This window comes from Micromonospora sp. NPDC006766, assembly GCF_040636055.1.
GTDB lineage: Bacteria > Actinomycetota > Actinomycetes > Mycobacteriales > Micromonosporaceae > Micromonospora.
Map to the genome: position 1 here is coordinate 72,969 of NZ_JBEYIX010000018.1, position 21,209 is coordinate 94,177.

Below are 21,209 nucleotides of genomic sequence, written 5' to 3' on the forward strand. Positions count from 1 at the left end.
GGCGATCTGGCCGATCGGGCAGTGGTGCTCGGTCGACTGGTTGTTGCTGAGGGTTAGGTCGTGCGGCGGCTGGCGGATCGGCGTGGGTCGTCGGGGCGCCAGCTGGGTAGTGGTTTGGCGTATCGGTCGAGCAGTTGCGCGATGTGCGGTTGCTGGAGGAGGTCGAGCAGGGCGTGGCCGTGTTCGGTGGGGCTCATCGGGCGGTTGGGCCGGCCGCGGTGAAGTAGTGGCTTGCCGATGTCGGCTTCGAGCTTGGCGATCTGGTTGACCAGTGTGGCGAGGTGCAGGTTGAGCGCTTGTGCGGCCTTGTTGATGCTGGGGTAGCCGATGATCTGCTGGAGACGGCGTAGCCGTAGCCAGCCGTGGTGCGGGCCTTCGACCGCGCGGCGGATGTCGTCGGGCAGGTCGGGGTAGGTGCGCGAGTGGCTCGGCATTCCGCCGAAGCCTTGCGGCCGGCGGGCGATGCCGAACCGGAGCAGGTTTCGGCGGACGGTTTCGGGGGTGAGCCCGAGTTCGGCGGCGATGTCGCTGGCGGAGCGTTGCTGGCCTTCGCTCTGCTCGCGCAGCCAGTCGGGGTCGATCGGGATGGGTTTGTTCATGGACCTGGCGTCGGTGAGGGGGACTCCGAGGGCTCTGGCGTGGCGGGCGAGGAGTTTGCGGTGAATGCCTGTTTCGGCTTCGATGGTGCGTAGATCCTTGCCGGCTTCGATGTATTCGCGGTGGAAGAACTCGGCGGTAAGCGACCGTGCTGCTCGTTCGCGGAGGCGTCTGCTGGCGGGTGGGGTGTTCTTGCCGTTGATCTTGCCGGGGCGGTGTAGGCGTCCGAGTGCGTAGCGGATGTGCTCGACGGTGGCGTCGAGCTTGGCTGCGGCGGCGTTGATCGGTAGTTGCTCGACATTGACGAGTTGATGAACGGTGTCGAAGTCGATGTCGTCGGGTTCGCGTCCCGGAAGGGTGAGCCCGGCGACTGCGTCGCCGGGCGGATTCCATGTCAACGGCTCGTTGATGTCGGCCGCGTCGAGCATTGCTTGGGCGTAGTCGTGCAGGGCGTCGCGTAGGGGTGTTGACATGGTGCGCTGGAAGATGGCCAGGTAGTTGTGTTTGTCAGTGGTGGTGGGGAAGGCCAGCCGGTGTCTGGTGTTGGCGAGGTTCGCGCCGGTGAGCAGCGTGAAGATATAGCGGCGGGCGTTGACGTGGCGGGTGGTCTTGCCCGGGTGCGCGTCGGCGCGGTAGCAGAGGTCTTCCCACTGGCGGCGGTCCATGGGGACGTTGGTGAACGTGCTGCGGCGACGGCGGTAATCTATGGGGCTGCCGTGGGTGTCTAGGTAGCCGGCCAGCGCGCAGAGCGCGGCGGGAACGTCTGGGTATTGGTTGGCCAGCAGACCCAGGGTGCGGGTAGTGGTGCTGCGCCAGTTGGTGAGCTCGCCTGCGGCGTTCCTGTTTGGGATCGGGTTGCCGGGGATGAGCAGCGCGGCGGGTATGTCGGTGGCGATGGTGTCGGTGAACGAGCCATTCGCCGGGCGGAACCTGATGATCCACTCTTGCCAGAGGTACTCGGGTAGGTGCCGTGCCCGGTTCGCGGCGACGGCGGCCGACGCCCGGTCGGTGAGTCGGGGTGCGGGGGTGCTGGTGCGGTAACGCAGCCGGTCGCTGGGGGCTAGGTGTGGATCAGACGCGGTCAGGAGCCGGGCCGCGAGGCCTGGTGTGACGGTGGTGAGGTTCTTGTGTGGGACCACCAGTGGCCGGCGGCTGCCGGTCTGGTCGAAAGAGCGGATCAGCGGTTGAAAGCAGGCGAACAGGCTCGCGTTGGTGGTCCTGGTAAGGAGTTGGACTGCCTGGGTGGCGACGGCTGCCGTCACGAGGGTCTCGTGGGCCTGCTGCCGCCGGCGTTCAGTGGCGGCAGTGCCGGCGGGCTGGTCGAAGACGGTTATCGCCGCCGGGTGACGGCGTCGCCGGAACCATCGTGCGAGCGCGTCAAGGTCGCGCAGCTCGTTGACGGCGTTCGGGGCGGGGACGGTGTCGAGGCGCGTGTTGATCCACTGCTGGACTGCCAGGCGGGGATCGTCGGCATCGAGCTGGTGGGGTTGGTGGTGGCGCAGGTCGGCGCCGCAGACTTCGGCGTTGGCGTGAGGGCGGATTGTGCACTGGTGGGCTTCGACCAGGCCAGTGCGGGCTGACCATCTGCCGTGCGGCGCCTGCCGGCAGGTGGGACAGTATCCGGCCAGGAGACACCGGTGGCGCAGGCAGGCGAACGTGTAGGGCAGCTGCCAGCGGATCGGCCACCGGCATTGCGGTTCGTGAAGGCAGCGGGCGCAGAACCGGGACCCGGGGATGGTTGCCCAGCCGAGGGTGGCGTAGGGGTCGAGCACCGCGGTGTCGAGCGCGTGCGGGGGCAGTCCGGCCTGGTGCTCGACGCGCCGCAACAGGTCTGCGGGGAGGCCGCTGACGAGGGCGTGGTTGTTCCCGGGCCGTAGCCGAGCGCCGAGTCCGAGGACGGGCAGCAGCCATTGCGCCGGGATCTGGTTGCGCAGGGCCAGGCGCAGCAGCCACGAATCGAGGGCCTCGCCGTGGTCGATGGGGACCCGCAGGGGCAGTGACCGCGGGTGGTCGAGCGTCATGCGGTGCGGGCTCGGCGTGGCCGGGTGGTCAGTGTCCCGGCGGTGAACGCGGCCTGTAGTTGATGGCGGGCCGTCTCGGAGGCTTCGTCAATGCGGATGGTGTCCAGCAGGTCGGTGTCGAGACGCTCGTGGCCGTGACGGATGGCCTTGTAGCAGCCGCGGGTGATCAGGGTGATGAACGAGCCGATGTGCCCGGTCGTGCGGGCGAACAGGTAGTCGCTGATGTCGGCGAGCATCCCAGGCCGCGCGCCGGTGAGGACCAGTTGCCGTTCGGTGGCTTTGAGCAGGTTGATCCAGTGGGCGCGTCCGACGTCGGTGTCGATGAGGAACGGGGGCAGTTCGAGGCGGGTCCAGCGGCGGGCAGTCTGCGCCAGCACAGCGGCGTCTCCCGCCAGCCCTTCGGCGAACAGCCGGCGTTCGGCCAGCCCCACGCCTGCGTAGATGAACGTCACCGGCAGCTCGTTGGCCAGCCATTTCAGGTGGTTGGACACCTCGACGCCGTCGCGGCGGTTCAGGTCGATGAAGTGCAGGTCGTCGATGATGCCCAGCCGGGTGTCGCAGGACAGCACGCAGTCGACCGCGAACACCGCCAGTTGCGCGGCGCTGGCACGTTCGGCTCCCGGATGCCCGTAGAACTCGCAGATCATCCGGTTGAGCGTGCGCAGGGTGGTGCGGGAGGTCAGCCCGACCCGGAACACCGGCAGCCGTTCGTGGCTTTCGTCGGTCAGTTGTCCCGCCCGCTTGCGGATGCGGCGGGCGAAGGTGTTGGCGATCGTGGTCTTGCCCAACCCTGGCAGCGCGTCGATCACGGCTGCGCCGCGTACCCGGTCGGGGTCCTGCCGGTTGGTGGCCACGACCTGGTCGAGCTCGTCGTGGATCGCAGCCAGCTGCGGGGTCTTGAGGATGCCGAAGTTGGCGTGCCAGTCGTGCCGGGCCTCGGCGTATTCCTCCCGCGCTTCTTCGCTCAGCGTGGCGAGCTCGGCCGGCGTGAGCTGGTCCGGCCGGGCCCTGCTCGGGGTGTCAACCCAGCGGCGCCAGCCCTCCTTGCGGGACAGGCTGTAGAGGCCGGTCACGTCAGCACCTCGAACGCGTCGTCGTAGAACCCGCCGTCATCGCGGCCGGCGAAGTCGGCGTCGTCGTCATCCCCGGACAGAAGTTCATCGACTTCCGTAGGGCTGGTCGGCGGTGCCTCGGCGTCCGGTTCGGGATTGGGCGGCTCGATCGGGCGCAGGGCGACGTACTCGGCCGACAGTCTGGCGGCGATGCGCCGCTCCCGCCGGTCGGTGATCATCCCCGTGCTCCAGCGCTTGAGCAGCTGTGCGAGCACCTTGGCCGGGTCCAGGGCTGAGCCGGGATCTGCGGCGAGCCGGCGGGCGTAGGCGGCGGCATCAGCCGAGAACGGCGTGTTCAGGCTGGCGGTGTGCTCCCAGTCGAGGCGGTGCCACCGCTGGTCGGCCGGGTCCTGGAACCAGGCATGCCGCACGTCGTCCGGATTGATCCGGATCGGCCACCGCCCCGCCAGCGCACCACGGTAAGGGCTGCGCGCGTTGCGGTAGCCGTTCAACGCCGGACCGTTGTAGCGCAGCCCGTTGATCTCCACTCCGTAGTGCTGGATCGTGCGCGCGACGACCGGCAGGAAGTCCAAAGCCAGGTCCGGGCCAGCGGGCAGCCGCAGCAGCCCGGCCGCCGCGATGCCGGCGCCGAACATCTCGACCGGCGACAGGGCCAGATGCGGCCAGGCCGCGATCGTCAGCCCGTCGTGCTTGGCCCGGTGATAGACCGTCGCGATCCATTCCCGGATCACGTCCTCCAGCTCGTGCAGGAACAGGAACGCTTCGGACTCGACGTTCAGGCCCCGGGAGTGCAGGTCCGGGCCCTTGTAGGCGGGCAGGTGTTGGATCAGCCCTTCGCGCAGGGTGCGGAAGAACCGCTCGACGGTGGGTTTGTCGGTCGGCTTGTGTGGCTGCGCCGGCTGGATCGATATCCCCATCCGGGTGCAGACGCCGATTACGTGCGCCGACAGGAACACCTTGCCGTGATCAACGACCAGGGTCTCCGGCGCGCAGACCGGCCCGACCGACGGCATCGTCTCATCGAATACCAGCTCCGCCGGGACACCGTGATGCGGCCAGGCCGCTTCCGGCGGCCACGAGTCCGGGACCGACCTGCCGGCGACCGCCTCGAACAGCACCCCGGCGACGTCGACCGCCTTCGTCGACACCGGCGTGACCCGCAGCCCCACGATGCAGCGGGTGAACAGGTCCTGCGCGACGGTCAGCTGCGCCCGGACCCACCGGCAGGTCACCGGTTCCATCGCGAACACGTCCAGATCCTGGGTGTCCAGGATCAGGTACTCGCCGGGTCGCGTTGCCCGGAGCCGGCCGTAGACGCCCGTCGGGCGTTCGGCGATCGACCGGCGGCCTTTCGCGCTGCCGGACACCGCGTTCGTGCCCTTGGTCAGTTCGGCCAACCGCCGGTAGGCGGTCGCCTGCGATGGCAACGGGACCACGCCGTCGCCGAACTGTTCGGCCAACACCGCGCTCACCCGCGCGATCACCGCGCTGCGCGTCGGCGTGGACGCATTCACCAGCCCGGCCAGCACCTGCCGGGCCGCTTCGTCCCAGCGCGGATCGACCAGCGACGACGCGCCCGGCCGCTGCACCACGAGACCGGCCTCGCCCGCCTCCCGATAGCCGGCCACCCACCGCTCGATCGTCCGGGCGGTCACGCCCAGCTGGGCTGCCTTGTTGCCGTAACGGGTCTTCAACGGCACTTCTGCCGCGAACCGCGGATCGGGTTCCCCCGGCGCCGCCCGTTCCTGATGCCCGCTGCGAAACCCGGTCAACACCTCCCGGACATGCTCAGCGCGCTCAGCGATCTCCTGCCGCTGCCCTCGGCTCAGAGCGGCCAGCACAATACCCACCGACAGCCCTTCGTCGGCCGGTGCCGTCACCGCCTGCGCGGCCGTCACCAGCCGCGCCAATCCCACGGCCGCCAGACCGCCGGTGCGCACGTTGCGTAGCACCACCCGCGCCCCGTCCAGCTCAACGACTTCGCACACGTCGCCGTCGAACAGCAGGTGCGTCCCCGGCGCCACCGTCAACACCCGATCGGTCACGCCGCGTCCCCGGCAGAAAGGTGGATCGGCGTGCCTGACCCCAACGGCCGACCGAGATCCGCGCGCAGAACACCGGCCCACAGCAGGTGCAACACCACGGGCCGTGCCACCTCCAGCGGCGCGTACGCGGTCAACGCCGTTTCCAGGCCCCCGATCGTGTTGTGACCGGCCGCCAGCTCCAGCGCCACCGGCACCAGCGCCTCGTTAACCACCGGCCTGCGCCGGTAGCCCGCCAGAAAGCTGACGTTGGCCAGGACCTGACGATCCGCCCCGGCCCACACCTCGAACGCCCAGCCGCGGGCGGCCACAACCTGCCGCGTCCACGTGAACACCGCCGCCACGTCCGGCTCCGCCAACCGGTGCGCCGGCTTCACGTCAACGACTGTCGCCAGGCCCGAGTCGTTGAGCAGCAACAAATCCGGCACATGCCGGCGGATCCGGTCACCGTCCTCACCGACCAGCTGAAACGGCTGGGCAGCGATCCCTACCACCGCGGCATCGAAGTCGGCCAGCATGATCCGGGCCAACTCCAGCCGGCTTTCGTACGCGACCAGCCGCCGCATCGTTGCCGACCAATACCAACCCGAATAGAACCGCCGGCCCCGATACCAGCGGAACTCTCGGACCGGCGCACCGGCCAGCAGATCCTCGACCACCACGCGCGCCAGCGCCGACTCCAACAACGAGCCGTCCACGCCACGCCACCGCACAGCCACCGGCACACCGCGGCGAGCCCCATCCTCCCCAGACACATGGAAGATGCTGCTACCTGGTGTCGTAAGTGGATACTTCGCCACGCCGACGTTCTCTCGCATTCATGTCGCAAGCGACATCCACAGCGACGTGATTTTGAGGAAGCGGGCCGACGCGAGTGGCCGCCTGCAGCCGCCGGATGGCGGAACGACGAGCCCGGCCCGCTAACCAGGCATTTGGTCCACCCCGGCGGGCCAGAGTGGCACGGACCAGCTTCCCGTCACGTGGCGGCAGTCGACACGCAGGTGCGTCGGCTGGATATCCTGGGCGAGCCAACGAACCCCGACGACCAGTTCGTCGGGCGCCGGTTTGATCCACGTCCTGATCGTAAGACGGGAGTGACCTTCGTCGGCACTGAGTGTCGAGATGTTCAGAGTGCCGCCCGCATCATTCCAGGTAAGCGGCCGGAAGTCGCCCGCCGTTCCTGACCCGAACGAGATCGCCGGATCGGCATTTTGCGGATTCAGAGCGTCGCGTAGCGGCCTTCGTTCGACGCCGGGCCTGCGCAGCAGGAACTCGGTTTCGATCTTGATTCCTTCGTCGTAGCCGACCATCGATCGAAGGACGATGGCGGCGCTCTCCGACCTGCCGAGGAGGGCGTCAGAAAGCACAAGCGTCCCGCGGGAGGCGGGCGGGATGTGTTCGCTGATACGAACATCACGTTCAGGTTCCATTGGTTGCACGATAGAGCCTTCAAGTGGCTAGGGCTGTCGTTCGCGGTGCGCGAGCCCCGCCGGCCGCCTGGATGACGGCCGGCGGGATGCGATCGCTCAGGTGCAGACGCCCGGCGGGTTGTAGCTGCTTCCGGTAGTATGGCCGCCGTTCAGGCTTCCCGAGACAGGGGAATCCGAACTGTAGCGCTGCCAGGTGTAGTTGACGGTTGCGTAGTCGTCGTACGTGTAGTGGTAACCGCAGAATAGTGATGTCCTCATGTAGTGGGCGGTGTTCTCGCAGCTGTCGCCGCACGTTTTCGTGCTGCCCGTCGTCGTGCCGGTCCCACCGCCGCTGGTGGTCGAGTAGTGCAGCGTTACCGAGACGGACACCTTGTAGGCGGCACCGTTGCAGTGCATGCCGCCAGCGGCCTCGACATCGAACTGGTACCTGCCGCCACCTGTGTAGGTCGGCCCCGAGTCGACGTAGGGAAGCCCCATGTAGGGGCGGCAGTAGGGAGTGGGATCAAACGGGGCGGCGTTGGCGGCCTGCCCGCCGGTCGCAAGACCGAGGATTACCAGGCTGAGGACAGTCAATACGCGTTTGATCATTTGTGCCTCCCAGAAGGGTAGGGATCATTGGCGCACGCCTTCCACAGGCTTGCATCTTTCGCGCGCATCCTTCGCCCTCGGTCAGCTTGTCGACACAGCCAAATTGTCTGCGACATGCGGCCATCGTCACCGTTGAAGCGTCGCCCCCCGGGCGCGGAAGATCGTGCTAGCTTCCGCCGTGACCGGACAACGCCACACCGACGCCTTCTCAGAACCATGTCGCAAGCGACATCAACGGCGACACGATCTTGAGAAAGCGTCATCGAGGTCGAGAACCTACAACTATTCCGCTTTAACGATGCGGCGAATCGCGGCGACCTGCCGGCTCCAAGTGTTGACAGGGACGACCTTGACGACGTCACCGCTCCTCGGCGCATGGATGAGGTACTGGCGGCCGCCCCGGTCGGTGCCGATGTACATGCCGACGTGTCCGGGGCGGGCCATGGTGCCGTCGGAGCCGGGCATGAAGATCAAGTCGCCGGGCCGCATCGCCGCCAGGGAGGTGACGGCGACGCCGGTGTGAACCTGGTCGGCGGTGACCCTCGGGATCTTCACGCCGCCTTTGGCCCACGCCGCCATCATCAGCCCGGAGCAGTCGTAGCTGTCGGGTCCCTCGGCGCCCCAGACGTAGGGCTTACCCCTCTGGGCGAGGGCAAAGGAGACAACGGCCCGTAGGTGCGGGTCCGCGGGCAGCGTGAACCCGTCGGGTAGGCCCGCATCGTCCAAGGGCGGGAGTCCGTCCCCGCCGTCGCTGGTGCAGACGATGTTCAGGCCGTCGCTGATCACCGCCACGAGTTGCTGCGCCTCGGGCTGCCACTTCGCGTACGCGTTGGGATAGGCCGATTTCTGTACGGCCTGTGCTGCCTGGGTGAGCGGCATGTTCTGCCAGCCGTCGACCTTGACCAGGTGCTCGTAGAACTTTCGAGACGCGTAGCGCGGGTCGAGGATCTGCTCCGGGGTGCCCCAGCCCTGACTGGGTCGCTGCTGGAACAGCCCGAGGGAGTCGTGGTCGTTGTCGACGCCCAGGTGGCCGAGGTTGCGCAGTGTTGACTCCTGCATCGCGGTTGCCACGGCGATTTCCCAGCCGTAGCGGGGCACGCCCATCTCGGCGCCGACGGACACGATGATCGCGGCGTTGCCGACCTGCTCGGCGTTCCACGAACCCTGGCCGCTCCACCCCGGCGTGGAGCTGGCCTCCGCGGTGGGCGTGCTGACGGTGCACGCCGTCGCCGGGTTGACTCCGAGCGCTACGAGGCCGACCAGCACTACCAGCGCCAGCGGCGCAAGCACCACGACGGCGATGCCCCCGACCAGAAGAGGCCACAGACGAGTCATCGCAGACCTGCCTGGTGGATCTCGTAGTCGGTGACCCGCCATCCGGGCCCGTCGGGGCCGCCTCGATGCAGGACGCAGTCCGCGACGCTGTGCTCGGTCCAACCCCGCCACCCGTCCTCACCGATCGCGGTGGCGGTCACCCGGACCGCGCGCCGCGCGGCAATCGCCGTGTCCGGCGGCAGCTGAGCGTCGACGAAGGGCTCCACGTGCGCGTCGAGAAACGCGCGGTGGGCCGACCAGGCCAGCCATCGACCGTCTCGCTCGGCGGCCGCGCTCTGCCCGACCAACGCCCCGCTGGCGAAGCGGACGGCCCGCCCGTAGGCGTCGCCAGGCCCGGCATCGCTACGGGTATCGACGCTGTACAGGGCTGCGACGAACCGACGACATACCTCTCCGGGGTCCGCGTAGGCGAACCCGGGCTGCGCTGGTGGCCGTACCGGCGCAGCCATGCTGGCCGGCGCCGCGGTGGACGTGGCCCTGGTGGTGCTCGGCGTGGCCGGTGCGGGCCGGCCACCGGCAGCACAGCCGGTAACGGCCAGCGACAGCGTCAGGGCGGCTGTTGCTCCAGATCGCGCGTTCATGGCGACGACCGTTGCGGCTTCCCAGTGCCGTTACCGTTGCCGGTTGCCGCTGGTAACAGCGGTAGCGGTGGGGGCTACACCGACGTCAACGTTGCCGTCAGCCCCGTCTCGTCAAGGTCCCTGACAGATGTCCATCCGGGGCATCGTGACCTTGAGGAGACTGCTGTGCTTGCTCACTACCTCGCCGGGGCCGCGATCGAACTCGTGGCCGCGCCCACTCCCCCGCCGGCCGCACCGCCCGGCCTGGAAGCCGCCGGGGACCTGTTCATCGGCTGGATGAAGTGGATCCTCATCGTCGCGGGCGTCGGCGGCCTGCTCGTCTGCGGGATCATGATGGCCGTCGGCCGCCGGAACCGGTCGGCATTCGCCGCCGACGGCGCGGCAGGCATCCCCTGGGTGCTGGCCGGACTGACCTGCGGCGCGGTCGCAGCGGTCGTCGTCGGCGCGGTCCTGCCGGGCTGAGCCATGACCTACGACGTCATCACCCGAGCCCAACGGACCACGCGCCGCCGCATCCTCGCCATTTGCCTGGCCGCAGCGACGCTGGCGGGGGCCGTGACCGTAGCGGTCGTGTTCGGTACGGGTCCGACCCGACCTGTCACCACGCAGGATCGCCCGGCTGCACCGGCTGGTCCGGACACCGCCGCTGGCGCTGCCGGCGGCGCCAGCCTGCCCCACGACCTCGACTGGTCCGACGTCGCCGGAGTCGCGGTGCCTGTTTCGAACCAGTCAGGCCCCCGTCTCACCGAAAACGGCCTGGCTCGCGGTTTCGCGCACGACCGGGCCGGCGCGGTCCTCGCTGCCGTCCACATCGTCGTGCGCGTCACCCCGCAGGTCGGTCCGGCGGTCTTCGAGCCGACGTTGCGTACCCAGGTAGTTGGGCCGGACGCACCCGCGCTGCGGGTCCAGGTCGCGCAGGCGTACGACGAGCTTCGCCTCCAGGCAGGAGTGACGTACGGGCAGCCCATCGGCACCCTGTACGAGACTCTGCGGGGCTATCGGATCCTCAGCTACACCGAGGCCGAGGTGACCCTGTGCCTGCTGACCGAAGCCCCCGGTGCCTCCGGTGCCCCGGTCATGGTCAGCACCGAGATACATCTGCGCTGGACCGGCGAGGACTGGGCGTTGCTCGCACCAACCGGCGGCACGTTCGACCAGGCCGTCACCGCGGCGTCCGCCGCTGACATCGCCACGTTTCTCCCCTTCACCGCAGGCGGGTGATTCTCGTGCCGTTCTGTAATCCGTTCATCCCGACCACCTGCACCGGCGTCATCGTCGACGGCATCAACGCCCCCGAAGCGGTCCGTGACACGCTGGTCAACACGGTCCTCGACGGCCTGGCCAGCGCCGTCACAGAGGCCATCGAATGGGTCGCCCGGCTGCTGACCAGCTGGACGCTCATCCCGTCGAACAGCCTGTGCCCGACCACCGGCTCGGATCCGGGGCGGTGGGCCTCGGACTGGGTCACCCAGTGCAACGACGCTGGCGGGCCGGCCCAGCAGCTGCGCGGCTTCATGCTGCCGATCACGATCCTGCTGCTGGTCTGCGGGCTGATCTGGCAGGGCATCACCATCGTGATCACTCGCAAGGGCGAACCCCTTCTGCAGGCGGTGCGCGGAATCTGGAACACGGCGCTGTGGGGCAGCGTCGGTGTGGCCGGCACCCACCTGGTCCTCAAGGTCGGGGACAGCTACTCCATGTGGCTGCTCAACGAGGCGATCTTCAAGGACTCGAACCAGCCGCCCAACGAGACGATGAGCGCGGCGCTCGGCGGGCTGCTGCTGCCCGGTGCTGCGGTCGCTCCGTTCGTGATGATCTTGATTGGGATCGTTGTCATCCTCGCCGCCGTGGTCCAGACCATCCTGATGGTCTTCCGCGAAGGCTCGGTGATCGTCCTGGCGGGGCTGCTGCAGCTGGCCGCCGCGGGAACCGTCACCCGGGGCACCAGCCAGATGTTCCAGAAGACCCTCGGCTGGTCCCTGGCCCTCGCCCTCTACAAGCCGGCGGCAGTGTCGGTGTACGCCACCTCGTTCGTGATGATGCGCGGTAACGGCCGGGACTGGCTGATGGGCCTCGGCATGCTGGCCCTGTCGATCATCGCCCTGCCGGCGCTGATGAAGTTCTTCACGATCTTCACCGGCAGCGTCGCCTCCGGCGGCGGAGGCTTGGGCATGGCCGGGGCCGGCGCCGCCGCCGGACTGCACGCGGCGTCGTCGGTACGCGGGGCGATCGGCGGTCACAGCGCCGGCGACCACGCCCGCTACATGGACTCCAAGGGACCCGGTAGCGGCAGTGGTTCCTCTGGTAACGGCCCGACCGGAGCGATGCCGACCCCGACGACGCCGCCCCCGACGGGCGGCTCGGGAAGCGCTACCGGCAACGCCCCGAAGGTCATCAACGGCAGCGCCACCGCGAGCGGCCCGGCGGGACCGGTAACGCCAACCACCACCGTGCCGGCCGGCACCGGAGCCACCGCTTCCGCCGGGGCGGCAGCCGGTGGGGCTGGCGCCGGCGGCGCTGCGGCCGGCGGCGGAACGGCGGCCGCCGGGGCCGCCGGAGCCGCGACCGGGCCGGCAGCACCCGTGGTCATCGGTGCCGCGCTGGTCGCCCAGGCCGGGGTGGCGGCGGCGAAGGCGGGCGCGAACACCGCCAGCTCCGCGATGCAGGAGGGGAGCTCGCCGTCATGAGCAGCGACCAGGCACAGGTACGCACCTACGGCGGCTGGCGCCGGGCACGGGGCATGGGACTATTCGGCCTCGGACCGGCCCAGACCTTCGTCGTCCTCGCCGCGATCACCGTACTGATCATCTCCGGGTCGATGGGCCTGCGGACGCTGGCCGTGTCCGCCGGGCCGTGTGTGCTGCTCGTGGCCCTGCTGGTCGTCCGCTGGGACGGAGTTCCCCTGTCGGCGGGCATCGCCCAGCGGGTGCGGTGGCTGATCGGCACCAGCCGTGGTTACACCTCCTACCGCTCCGGCGTGATGGTGACCGGCGAGCACGCCTGGCAGCTGCCGGGCGTGCTCGCGCCCACCACCCTGCTGACCGTCGATGACAACAGCGGCGGCTACGGGGTCGTCTACAACCAGCGGCTGGGCACCATGACCGTGACGCTGCGCTGCGCGGCCACCTCGACCTGGCTGGCCGACCCGGACGCCAGCGCGGCGTGGGTGGCCAACTGGGGCGGCTGGCTGGCCAACCTCGGCTACCTGCCGATCGTCGACCACGTCACCGTCACCGTGGACACCGCACCCGATCCCGGCTCACGGCTGGCCGACCACGTCAGCCGGCGGATCGTGCCCCACGGGCCGGCCTCGGCGCGGCGGGTGCTGCAACGGCTGGTGGAGGTGTCCCCCGCGGCCGCCGCCGACGTGGAGACCCGGGTGTCGGTGACCTTCAAGCCCAGCACCTCACCCGCCAAGCCCAAGAACCTCGACGAGGCCCTGGACGAGATCAGCCGCACGCTGCCCGGCCTGCAGGACTCGCTGGGCAGCTGCGGCCTGACCGTCCTCGGCCGGGCCAGCGCGGACAACATCTCGGCCATCGTCCGCACCGCCTTCGACCCGGCCAGCCGGGGCGACGTGGCTCGGCTGGCCGCTACCCCCGGGATCGACCTGAGCCGGTGGGTGGACTGGGAAACCGCCGGGCCGATGATGGCCGAGGAGCACCTCGACCGGTACGTACACGACTCCGGCACATCGGTGTCGTGGGCGTGGCACGAGGCCCCGCGCCAGCACGTGCACGCCGACGTCCTGGCCCGCCTGCTCGCCCCCGGCCCGTACCCGAAACGGGTGTCGCTGCTCTACCGCCCCTTCCCCGCCGGGGAGGCCGCGCGGATCGTCGAGAGTGAGGTTAACGCCGCAGCGTTCCGCGCGGCCTACAACCGGGCGCAGAAGCGCGACGAGTCCGCCCGCGACCACGCCGACCGGGAACGAGCGCTGCAGACCGCCCGAGAGGAAGCCACCGGCGCCGGGGTGGGCCTGATGTCGCTGTTCGTCACCACCACCGTCCTCACCACCGAGGACCTGGGCCGGGCCATCGCCGACGTCGAGTCCCGCGCCGACGTGGCCAAAATCCGGCTCCGGCAGCTACGCGCCAGCCAGGCCGCCGGCTTCGCGACCACCCTGCCCTGCGGCGTCTGCCCGCCGCAACTTGCCCGCCACTGGCCCCGCTGAGCCCGTGACCAGGAGGAACCGATGAAGACCACCGCCATCGACACGGCCCGGCTAGCGCCGGCATGGGGTGTACGCGCCCCCGGCACCGGCCGAGCCAGCCACATCGCGCCCGGCATGGAGTACCAGGGCACGACTGTCCAGCTCTGCGGCCTCTACCCGTTCGTCGCCGGCTCCGGAGCCCCCGCCATCGGGGTGCCGATCGGCCGGCACATGCTGTGGGGCGAAGTCGTCTGCCTCGACCCACTCGAATGGCTACGCGAAGGACTGATCACCAACCCGGGCGTGTTCGTCCTCGGCCAGCCCGGCGTCGGCAAGTCCACGGTGGTCAAACGGCTCATCACCGGCATGACCGGGTTCGGCACCAGCGCCCTGATCCTCGGCGACACCAAGCCCGACTACACCCGCCTCGTGGAGCACCTGGGCGGACAGGTCATCCGGGTCGGCCGGGGCCTGGACCGACTCAACCCGCTGGACTCCGGCCCGCTGGGCAGCGCCCTCGCCCGGATGGGCAGCGCCGACGCCCGGCAGCTACGCCTGGAAATCCGCGGCCGACGCATGTCCCTGCTACTGGCCCTGTGCGCCCTGGTACGCGGGCAGGCACTGAACAACACCGAGGAGATCATCCTCGGGCGGGCGATCGACGTACTCGCCGAACGGCTCGACCTTGATCCGACCGTGCCCGACGTGCTGAGCCTGGTCGAAGCCGGCGCCGACGAGCTGCTGACCGCGGCCCGCGCCCGCACCGACGGCGAGTACCGCCGCCGCGTCGACCAGCTGGTGCCGACCCTGGCGCTGCTGTGCGAGGGCAGCCTGCGCGGAGTGTTCGACGGCCCAACGACCAGACCCCTGGACCTCGACGCCCCCGCCGTGAGCGTCGACATCTCCCAGGTCGGCGCCGCCGGTGACCAACTGGTGGCCGCCGCGATGCTGTGCACCTGGGCGTACGGCTTCGGCATGGTCGACGCCGCTTCCGTGCTGGCCGACCAGGGCCTGGCGCCGCGCCGGCAGTACCTCGGCGTGATGGACGAGTTGTGGCGGGCCCTGCGCGGCGCGTCCGGCCTGGTCGAACACGCCGACGCGCTCACCCGACTCAACCGGCAGCGAGGCATGGCCAGCGTGATGGTCACCCACTCCCTGGCCGACCTCGACGCCCTACCCACACCCGAAGATCGGGCCAAGGCGCAGGGATTCATCGAGCGGTCCGCCATCAAGATCCTCGCTGGGCTGCCGCCTCGGGAGCTGCACCGGGTCAACGAGGTGATCAAACTATCCGGGCCCGAGCGGGAACTGGTGGCGTCCTGGGCCGCGCCCGAAGCATGGTTCGCCGGCTCCGTACATCCGGGCCGGGGCAAGTACCTGATCAAGACCGGTGAACGCAACGGCCTGCCGGTGTCGCTGACCCTGGTCGGCGACGAGTGGGAGCTCTACGACACCGACACCGCGATCCGACAGGTGAAGCCGTGAACACCCGGCCCGTCGAGCCGCGCGGCACCGCCGGCGGCCCCCTCACCCCGTTTTTGGTGCTCGGGCTGGTATGGGCGGTCTTCGCCCTGATGTGGCTGTCCTGGCTGGCCGGACGGATCACCGCCGCCCTGGCCGGGCATTCGGCCGGGCCGGGCTTCGGCTCGCTGTACCTCGAGCGGCTCCTGCGCGCCGACTGGCCGGGGCTGTGGCCCGGGGTGTCCCCGACCGCCGTCGGGGTCGTCTACGCCGTACTACTGCTGATCCTGGTCGGCCTGGTCACGCTCGCCGCAGCATGGTGGCAGGGGCGCAAGCCCGACGCCGAGGACCCACTGCCGTCGCTGGCCGGTTCAGCCGACGTACGACCGATGACCTTGCCCGCCGTGGCGGCGAAGGCCCGCCGGCTGCGCCCCGGCCTGGCCGACCTTCCGGTCAAGGGCATCCCGGCCGCGTCGGCCGGCGTGGTCCTCGGCGAGCACCGGCGGCGCCGCGGCTCACGTCCCCGGCTCTACTCCTCCTGGGAAGACGTCATCCTCGCGGTGATGGCTCCACGCGCCGGCAAAACGACCGCACTGGCCGTGCAGTCCATCCTCAACGCCCCCGGGGCGGCCCTGGCCACCAGCAACAAACCCGACCTGTGGGCCACCACAGCGGCCGCCCGGGCCGAGCACGGCACCGTATGGGTGTTCGACCCACAGTCCATCGCCCACGTGCCGCAACGCTGGTGGTGGAACCCCCTCGCCGCCGTCGAGGACGTCGAGGACGCCCACCGGCTGGCCAACCACTTCGTCCAGCAGGTCCGCAACTCCCAGGGCAGCGACGACTTCTGGATCCAGGGCGCCTTGGACCTGCTCACCTCGCTCATCCTGGCCGCAGCCCTTGAGAACCGCACGTTGTCCACGGTGCAGGCATGGCTGTCAGATTCCACGTCCCGCGAGCCCGCGACGATCCTCAAGAACCATGGGTTCGGCGCCTCCGCCCGAGCCATGTCCGGCCGCCAAGCCGGTGCCCCAGAGACGCGCGAAGGGCTCTACGAGACCGCCCGCACCGCCGCAGCATGCCTGGCCAACCCGACCATCATGGCCTGGGTCACGCCACCGGACCTACCGCTACCCGCCCTGGACGTCGAGACGTTCGTCGAGAGCACCGACACCCTCTACCTGATGTCCAAAGACGGCGCGGGCGCAGCCGCCCCACTGGTCGCCGGCCTCACCGACCAGGTGCTACGCGCCGCCGTTGCGGTTGCCGAGGCACACGGCGGCCGACTCGACCCGCCGCTGATCGCCTGCCTCGACGAAGCCGCCAACATCTGCAAAATCGCAGACCTACCGGAGCTGTACAGCCACCTCGGCAGCCGGGCGATCATCCCACTGACCATCCTGCAGTCCTACCGCCAAGGCACCCGAGTCTGGGGCGAACAGGGCATGGACGCACTGTGGTCGGCCGCCACGCTCAAGCTCGTCGGCGCCGGCATCGACGACGCCCGGTTCGCCGAAGACCTGTCCCGGCTCGTCGGCGAACACGACGTCACCGTCGCCTCCCATTCGCGCGACGGGCAGGGACACACCTCGTACCAGACCTCGTTACGCCGGCAGCGCATCCTCGACCCCGCGCACATCCGAGCGCTACCGAAGGGCTCGGCACTGCTGTTCGCCACCGGCGTCAAGGTGGCCATGCTCAACCTGCTGCCCTGGTACAACGAACCGCGCGCCGAGCAGCTCACGACGGCCGTCGCAGCCTCCACCGCCGAGATGACACGCCAGGCGCAGCGCACCCGCGCCGCACGCCGGGATCGCATGGCGCAACGCTCCTGGCACAGATCTGCCGGCTGAAGCTAGCTTGGATATCGGGGGTAAGCCATGAGCGCACCTCGACTCAATCACCCGACTACCCCGGTGTGCGGGACCGGCGTCGAGCCCCGGCGGCTACTGGCGGCCATCGACGCCGCAGTGGCGTACTACCGCGCCCAACTCGAACACGCCGACGGTCCCCGTGCCTACCTCGCCGGGCGCGGACTCGGTGTCCTCGTACAACGGGAATGGCCCTGGCGGATCGGATACGCCCCACCAGGCTGGAACTCCCTGACGCGCCACCTGCACGCCAGCGGGTTCACGGCGGAGGAGCTGGTCGGCGCAGGCTTGTCGACCCGCACCCGCGACGCCCCGGACCGGCTCATCGACATATTCCGCGACCGGGTCATGTTCCCGGTGCGTGACCCGGCCGGGCACGCCGTGGCCTTCCTCGGCCGCGCCAACCCTGATACCAGTGATGATGTACCCAAGTACTTCAACAGCCGACAGACAGCGATCTACGACAAGGGGCAGCTGCTGTTCGGCATCGCAGAGCAGCAGGACCGGCTCGCCGCACGATGGACCCCGGTCCTGGTCGAAGGGCCCGCCGACGTCCTCGCAGTCTGGCTGTCCTACTCCCGGTCAGGCCGCACCGGAGCGGTGGCCCTCGCGCCGTGCGGCACCGCGCTGACCGACACCCAGGCCACGATCCTGCGGGAGCTGCCCGGTGCCGCGCAGGGCATCGTTGTGGCGTTCGACGCGGACACGGCGGGCCGCGCTGCAGTGAACCGGGCGTGGCAACTGCTCCGGTACCCGCGCTGTTCCGGCCCGCTGCTGGCGGCCGAGTTCAGCGCCGGCGCCGACCCGGCAGACCTGCTGCGCCGGCCCAACGGCAAGGCCCAGCTTCGGGCAGCCCTGCAACGACAGGCGCAGCCGATGCTCGACACCGTGGTCGACCACCGACTCACCCGGCTCGTCGAGCGGCATCCCCGACTGCTCGAGGACATCGATGGCAGGTGCGCTGCGGTGCGCCTTCTGGTGCCGCTGCTGCTTGAGGCGGCGAGCCCGATTGAGGCAATCCGTGTGGCCCGACGCATCGTCGCCCGCACCGGGGTCGGGGCCGACACTGTCGCGATCGCCGCAGTCGCACACCTGGAAGACTGCGCGACACGATCTCGCTCGGTATGTCGAGGCTGATGCCGAGCCAGGTGCTGCTTGACGTGCAGCTCCAGATGAGGATCGGGGCCAGCGGTACCGACTGCTAGAAGGGGCGATGGGTGGGGCCCCTCGCCGACCTGGTAGCGGTGCGTTAGTGGTGGCGGACAATCTGCGACCTCTTCTTCTGACCGAGTGAGTGCGCCAGCCTGGCCGACGTCCCAGGCCACTTTGTCAGGTGGCATGTCGAAGGTGGATACGAGGATAATCCGACCGTGACGAATCCGGTTGTCGACTGGTCGCCCGCAGACCATCCAGAGGCCATTGCGGTCTCGGAGATCCAGTGGTGGGAGCGTGCTGCAGAGCTTGCTCTGTTGCGCATGCACGATTCTGACGACCACCGCATCTCGTGGTTCAGCTCGCGTCAGATTGACGCTCGCCAGCTCATCCTTGCTCTCCGGCAGCTTCTTGCCGCAGTGCCGCTCGTAGATAGCCGGCTGCAGGAGCTCGGGCTCGATCAGGCTCTGAACGCTCTCAGGCAGGCAAAGCAGGAGTACGAGCAAGCCCTGCCGGGGTTGACCGAGGTGCGAAACGCTCTGATGCACTTCGAGGCGTGGGCGCTCGGGGCTGGCCATGGCCCGCAGAAGCGGCGCGTCACCGGCGGCGCTCCAGCCCGTGAGGTCGCCAGCGAGTTCTGGGGTTTCGCATACGACCCCGCCATCGAGACTATCTCTCTCGGCCCGTACACCATCTCGGTAAATGCCGTTGCCGGCGCTGTCGCTCGACTCGCAGATGCCGTGTATGCGGCTGCCCGCGCAGTCGCCCACCGCAACGCGGTCGATCTGGGTGCCGACGCCAAGAATGCCCTGACCGCAGAGGGAGTCTCGACGGACGAAGTATCGTCGTTTCCAAGGTTGATCGTGGGAAGTGACAACAGGCTCTGGCTGTCGCTGAGCTTGGACGGACACAACGAGGAAGCCGAACGTCGTGCGCTGGCGGATCGCGTTGTTAGAGCTCTCCACGCGGCCAATATCAAACTCATCTGCCCCGATCTGCAACGAGCGGGATGTAGCTGGCCCGTTGGCTCGTGGCGGGGCGCTCCTCTGCGAAAGGGCTCCCCGCTAAGCCGGTGCAAAGTTCCAGCGCTGCGCGCTCCAACTCCGCAGCCGACTCCAGTCCGACATTGCGCAATAAGAAGGACATAATCTTGTACTTCGTTGACCGCGTCTCCGCGTCTGACGAGATCGACGAGGAGCGGCGCGCCTTCGTCGACGCCCATCGCCCTGCCGAGCTCGACGCCATCATCGTCGATGAGAACTCCGAACCCCGAAGCGACCAGGATCCTCATCGACCACGCATTCCGCAACGGCGCCGTCCCACCGCCGGCACCAAGATCCTCCCGCCCGCATCGTGCTTTTCCGCAGCCGGTGGCCACGGCGAGCAGCAGCAACGTGTACTCACCCGCCGCGGTGTGTTCTTCGAGCGATTCTTCGGGCTGAATACGGGTGATGCCGAATGACCCGTTCGCGCGCCGATATTCGAATGGTTACGTTCACCTTCAGGCCTCGTAGCTCGCAAGGGAGTGACGCTCCAGTGGTTCCCGACGTCGCATTCATGGATGAGCGGCAGCAGCGAATCTACACCGCGCTAGCGGAGAGACGTTCTGACATCGCCAGTATGTATCGGGCGGCCTTGCTCCTGCTATCAAGGCCAGCCGAGGTCGGCGACGAGCGCGCGCGAATCTCGCACATCTGTCATTCGATGCGCGAAGTTATGAACCGGGTGCTAGGCGCGATGGGGACCACGGCGAGCCCCCGAATCACACCGCCGAGCGGAAAGCAGGTACAGGAGTTACCGGACATGCTGGCGAGGTTTCCGGGCTTGGCTCTTGACGCCGACGGCGAGTCCATCCCCGTTCCACGCGCCGTTGCAGAGATCTTCGACAAGCTGATCAAGACGGCAGTGCAAGAGAAGCGGCGCAGCCGAGATGACGTCGCTTCTTTGCTCACGGACGACGGCAACAGTGAGCACCTCGTCGTCAAGCGCTGGGTGGAGTCCCGCGACTTCTTCGTAAGATGGGCTCACCTTCAGGATTACGAACCCAAGTTGTCGAAGTTGCCAAGCGACGACCTTATCCGTACGCACGTGGCAGTTTTCGATGAGCTCTTCGACGCAGTCATAACCGCTTTCTTCACGCTTCGCCATTCGATAGACGACCTGCTATCCGAGATCAACGCCCTGGAGGAGGTTGGCAATGAGTAGCTACAAGACGCCGAGCAGAGCCGATGTTGAAGCGGTGCTCCTGAAGATACCGACGTTTCAACTGCGCAGGGTATTCTACGAAGGTCTTAAGAACCCTCGATGGGTTCGGCCGTTATTTGAGGCTGGTGCGTTCGCGAACCCCCCTGAGCCAGAGAACACCGACGACGGATACATCCGCGACGTCTACTGGCCTGAGATCTCATACCTAACTCGGGTGGCCGCAGACGTGCCGGCCGACGTGGTCGATGTTCTACTCTCGCTCGCCAGCAGCAACAATGCGTGGGTGCGACGCGCGACCTTTGAGATCGGGTCGAAGATTCCCGCTGCGGAGGGAGCCCGCCTCAAGCCGCTCCTTCAAGCATGGTCGATGACGCCCAATGGATTCGGGTGGCGAACGGACCCGGGAGAGCTTGTGTCGTTTGCGATCACGCTTCTTGAAGGCGGTGAGACCAAGACGGGTCGTTGGTTGGCGAACAACCTTTTCGCACCGAAACCCTCTGTTTCTGACGACCCCTTTAGGCGAAAGCCAGTTCTTGCACTAGACGACTACTGGTACCAGGAGGAGTTGCCACGCCTGGTGCCAGCGCTCGGTGCGGACGCACTCAAGGCAGTGAGGCATTCAGCGCAACGTTCTGATCACCGAAGGTGATCATGTGGTGCGGTCGTGTTCGGTGTGGAGCAGGATGAGTGCGGCGGCCACGAT

General features: G+C 68.7%; 19 protein-coding genes. 11 read left to right on the top strand and 8 right to left on the bottom strand.

All coding sequences use genetic code 11. The features are described 5' to 3' along the window. Positions 1-53: 53 nt before the first annotated feature. The 8 genes from ABZ671_RS17540 to ABZ671_RS17575 all read right to left on the bottom strand — a co-directional run bounded on the left by ABZ671_RS17540 (position 54) and on the right by ABZ671_RS17575 (position 9,667). A complete protein-coding gene (locus tag ABZ671_RS17540) occupies positions 54-2,618 on the bottom strand; it encodes a TniQ family protein (RefSeq protein WP_357858527.1) in 2,565 nt (854 codons plus the stop codon). Next, positions 2,615-3,691, bottom strand: coding sequence for a TniB family NTP-binding protein (locus ABZ671_RS17545; protein ID WP_357858530.1), 1,077 nt, complete (start codon positions 3,689-3,691; stop codon positions 2,615-2,617). The genes ABZ671_RS17540 and ABZ671_RS17545 overlap by 4 nt, the downstream gene beginning before the upstream one ends. After that, positions 3,688-5,736, bottom strand: a complete 2,049-nt coding sequence (locus ABZ671_RS17550; RefSeq protein ID WP_357858533.1) for a Mu transposase C-terminal domain-containing protein — start codon at positions 5,734-5,736, stop codon at positions 3,688-3,690. The genes ABZ671_RS17545 and ABZ671_RS17550 overlap by 4 nt, the downstream gene beginning before the upstream one ends. Beyond that, entirely contained in the window at positions 5,733-6,452 is a 720-nt protein-coding gene (locus ABZ671_RS17555) for a TnsA-like heteromeric transposase endonuclease subunit (protein ID WP_357858536.1), read from the bottom strand. Before ABZ671_RS17555 ends, ABZ671_RS17550 begins: the two co-directional genes overlap by 4 nt. A 201-nt stretch (positions 6,453-6,653) precedes the next feature. Next, a complete protein-coding gene (locus tag ABZ671_RS17560) occupies positions 6,654-7,163 on the bottom strand; it encodes a hypothetical protein (RefSeq protein ID WP_357858539.1) in 510 nt (169 codons plus the stop codon). Positions 7,164-7,259: 96 nt separating this feature from the next. Beyond that, positions 7,260-7,751 (bottom strand): hypothetical protein, encoded by a 492-nt coding sequence (locus tag ABZ671_RS17565; protein ID WP_357858542.1) that lies wholly within the window; start codon positions 7,749-7,751, stop codon positions 7,260-7,262. A 282-nt stretch (positions 7,752-8,033) separates the two neighbouring features. Next, on the bottom strand, positions 8,034-9,086 hold the full coding sequence (locus ABZ671_RS17570; protein WP_357858545.1) for a C40 family peptidase: 1,053 nt from the start codon (positions 9,084-9,086) through the stop codon (positions 8,034-8,036). Next, complete coding sequence (locus tag ABZ671_RS17575) at positions 9,083-9,667, bottom strand: hypothetical protein (protein ID WP_357858547.1); 585 nt, start codon at positions 9,665-9,667, stop codon at positions 9,083-9,085. Before ABZ671_RS17575 ends, ABZ671_RS17570 begins: the two co-directional genes overlap by 4 nt. A gap of 165 nt (positions 9,668-9,832) precedes the next feature. Between ABZ671_RS17575 and ABZ671_RS17580 the strand changes: the two genes are divergently transcribed. The 11 genes from ABZ671_RS17580 (at position 9,833) to ABZ671_RS17630 (ending at position 21,155) form a co-directional block, all read left to right on the top strand. Then, positions 9,833-10,129 carry a hypothetical protein gene (locus ABZ671_RS17580; RefSeq protein ID WP_091191878.1) on the top strand — a complete coding sequence of 99 codons (297 nt, stop codon included), beginning with the start codon at positions 9,833-9,835 and terminating at the stop codon, positions 10,127-10,129. A 3-nt stretch (positions 10,130-10,132) separates the two neighbouring features. Next, positions 10,133-10,888, top strand: a complete 756-nt coding sequence (locus tag ABZ671_RS17585) for a hypothetical protein (RefSeq protein ID WP_357858551.1) — start codon at positions 10,133-10,135, stop codon at positions 10,886-10,888. Positions 10,889-10,893: 5 nt separating this feature from the next. After that, positions 10,894-12,354 (top strand): hypothetical protein, encoded by a 1,461-nt coding sequence (locus tag ABZ671_RS17590; RefSeq protein ID WP_357858554.1) that lies wholly within the window; start codon positions 10,894-10,896, stop codon positions 12,352-12,354. Beyond that, positions 12,351-13,838 (top strand): SCO6880 family protein, encoded by a 1,488-nt coding sequence (locus ABZ671_RS17595; protein ID WP_357858557.1) that lies wholly within the window; start codon positions 12,351-12,353, stop codon positions 13,836-13,838. Before ABZ671_RS17590 ends, ABZ671_RS17595 begins: the two co-directional genes overlap by 4 nt. 21 nt (positions 13,839-13,859) lie before the next feature. After that, positions 13,860-15,302: a hypothetical protein gene (locus ABZ671_RS17600; RefSeq protein WP_357858560.1), complete on the top strand. Its 1,443-nt coding sequence runs from the start codon at positions 13,860-13,862 to the stop codon at positions 15,300-15,302. Then, on the top strand, positions 15,299-17,131 hold the full coding sequence (locus ABZ671_RS17605) for a type IV secretory system conjugative DNA transfer family protein (RefSeq protein ID WP_357858563.1): 1,833 nt from the start codon (positions 15,299-15,301) through the stop codon (positions 17,129-17,131). Before ABZ671_RS17600 ends, ABZ671_RS17605 begins: the two co-directional genes overlap by 4 nt. A gap of 27 nt (positions 17,132-17,158) precedes the next feature. After that, positions 17,159-18,286, top strand: coding sequence for a toprim domain-containing protein (locus tag ABZ671_RS17610; protein ID WP_357858566.1), 1,128 nt, complete (start codon positions 17,159-17,161; stop codon positions 18,284-18,286). Positions 18,287-18,519: 233 nt separating this feature from the next. Next, a complete protein-coding gene (locus tag ABZ671_RS17615) occupies positions 18,520-19,449 on the top strand; it encodes a hypothetical protein (protein ID WP_357858569.1) in 930 nt (309 codons plus the stop codon). 2 nt (positions 19,450-19,451) lie between these two features. Beyond that, positions 19,452-19,763 carry a hypothetical protein gene (locus tag ABZ671_RS17620; protein WP_357858572.1) on the top strand — a complete coding sequence of 104 codons (312 nt, stop codon included), beginning with the start codon at positions 19,452-19,454 and terminating at the stop codon, positions 19,761-19,763. Between the two features lie 74 nt (positions 19,764-19,837). Continuing rightward, positions 19,838-20,506: a hypothetical protein gene (locus ABZ671_RS17625; RefSeq protein WP_357858575.1), complete on the top strand. Its 669-nt coding sequence runs from the start codon at positions 19,838-19,840 to the stop codon at positions 20,504-20,506. Next, positions 20,499-21,155, top strand: a complete 657-nt coding sequence (locus ABZ671_RS17630) for a hypothetical protein (RefSeq protein ID WP_357858578.1) — start codon at positions 20,499-20,501, stop codon at positions 21,153-21,155. Before ABZ671_RS17625 ends, ABZ671_RS17630 begins: the two co-directional genes overlap by 8 nt. Positions 21,156-21,209 lie beyond the last annotated feature (54 nt).

What these genes read in the sequence shown, in the direction of transcription:
- ABZ671_RS17540 (WP_357858527.1), bottom strand. Translation starts at nt 2,618, where the DNA reads ATGACGCTCGACCACCCGCGGTCACTGCCCCTGCGGGTCCCCATCGAC.
- ABZ671_RS17560 (WP_357858539.1), bottom strand. Translation starts at nt 7,163, where the DNA reads ATGGAACCTGAACGTGATGTTCGTATCAGCGAACACATCCCGCCCGCC.
- ABZ671_RS17565 (WP_357858542.1), bottom strand. Translation starts at nt 7,751, where the DNA reads ATGATCAAACGCGTATTGACTGTCCTCAGCCTGGTAATCCTCGGTCTT.
- ABZ671_RS17570 (WP_357858545.1), bottom strand. Translation starts at nt 9,086, where the DNA reads ATGACTCGTCTGTGGCCTCTTCTGGTCGGGGGCATCGCCGTCGTGGTG.
- ABZ671_RS17575 (WP_357858547.1), bottom strand. Translation starts at nt 9,667, where the DNA reads ATGAACGCGCGATCTGGAGCAACAGCCGCCCTGACGCTGTCGCTGGCC.
- ABZ671_RS17585 (WP_357858551.1), top strand. Translation starts at nt 10,133, where the DNA reads ATGACCTACGACGTCATCACCCGAGCCCAACGGACCACGCGCCGCCGC.
- ABZ671_RS17595 (WP_357858557.1), top strand. Translation starts at nt 12,351, where the DNA reads ATGAGCAGCGACCAGGCACAGGTACGCACCTACGGCGGCTGGCGCCGG.
- ABZ671_RS17600 (WP_357858560.1), top strand. Translation starts at nt 13,860, where the DNA reads ATGAAGACCACCGCCATCGACACGGCCCGGCTAGCGCCGGCATGGGGT.
- ABZ671_RS17610 (WP_357858566.1), top strand. Translation starts at nt 17,159, where the DNA reads ATGAGCGCACCTCGACTCAATCACCCGACTACCCCGGTGTGCGGGACC.
- ABZ671_RS17630 (WP_357858578.1), top strand. Translation starts at nt 20,499, where the DNA reads ATGAGTAGCTACAAGACGCCGAGCAGAGCCGATGTTGAAGCGGTGCTC.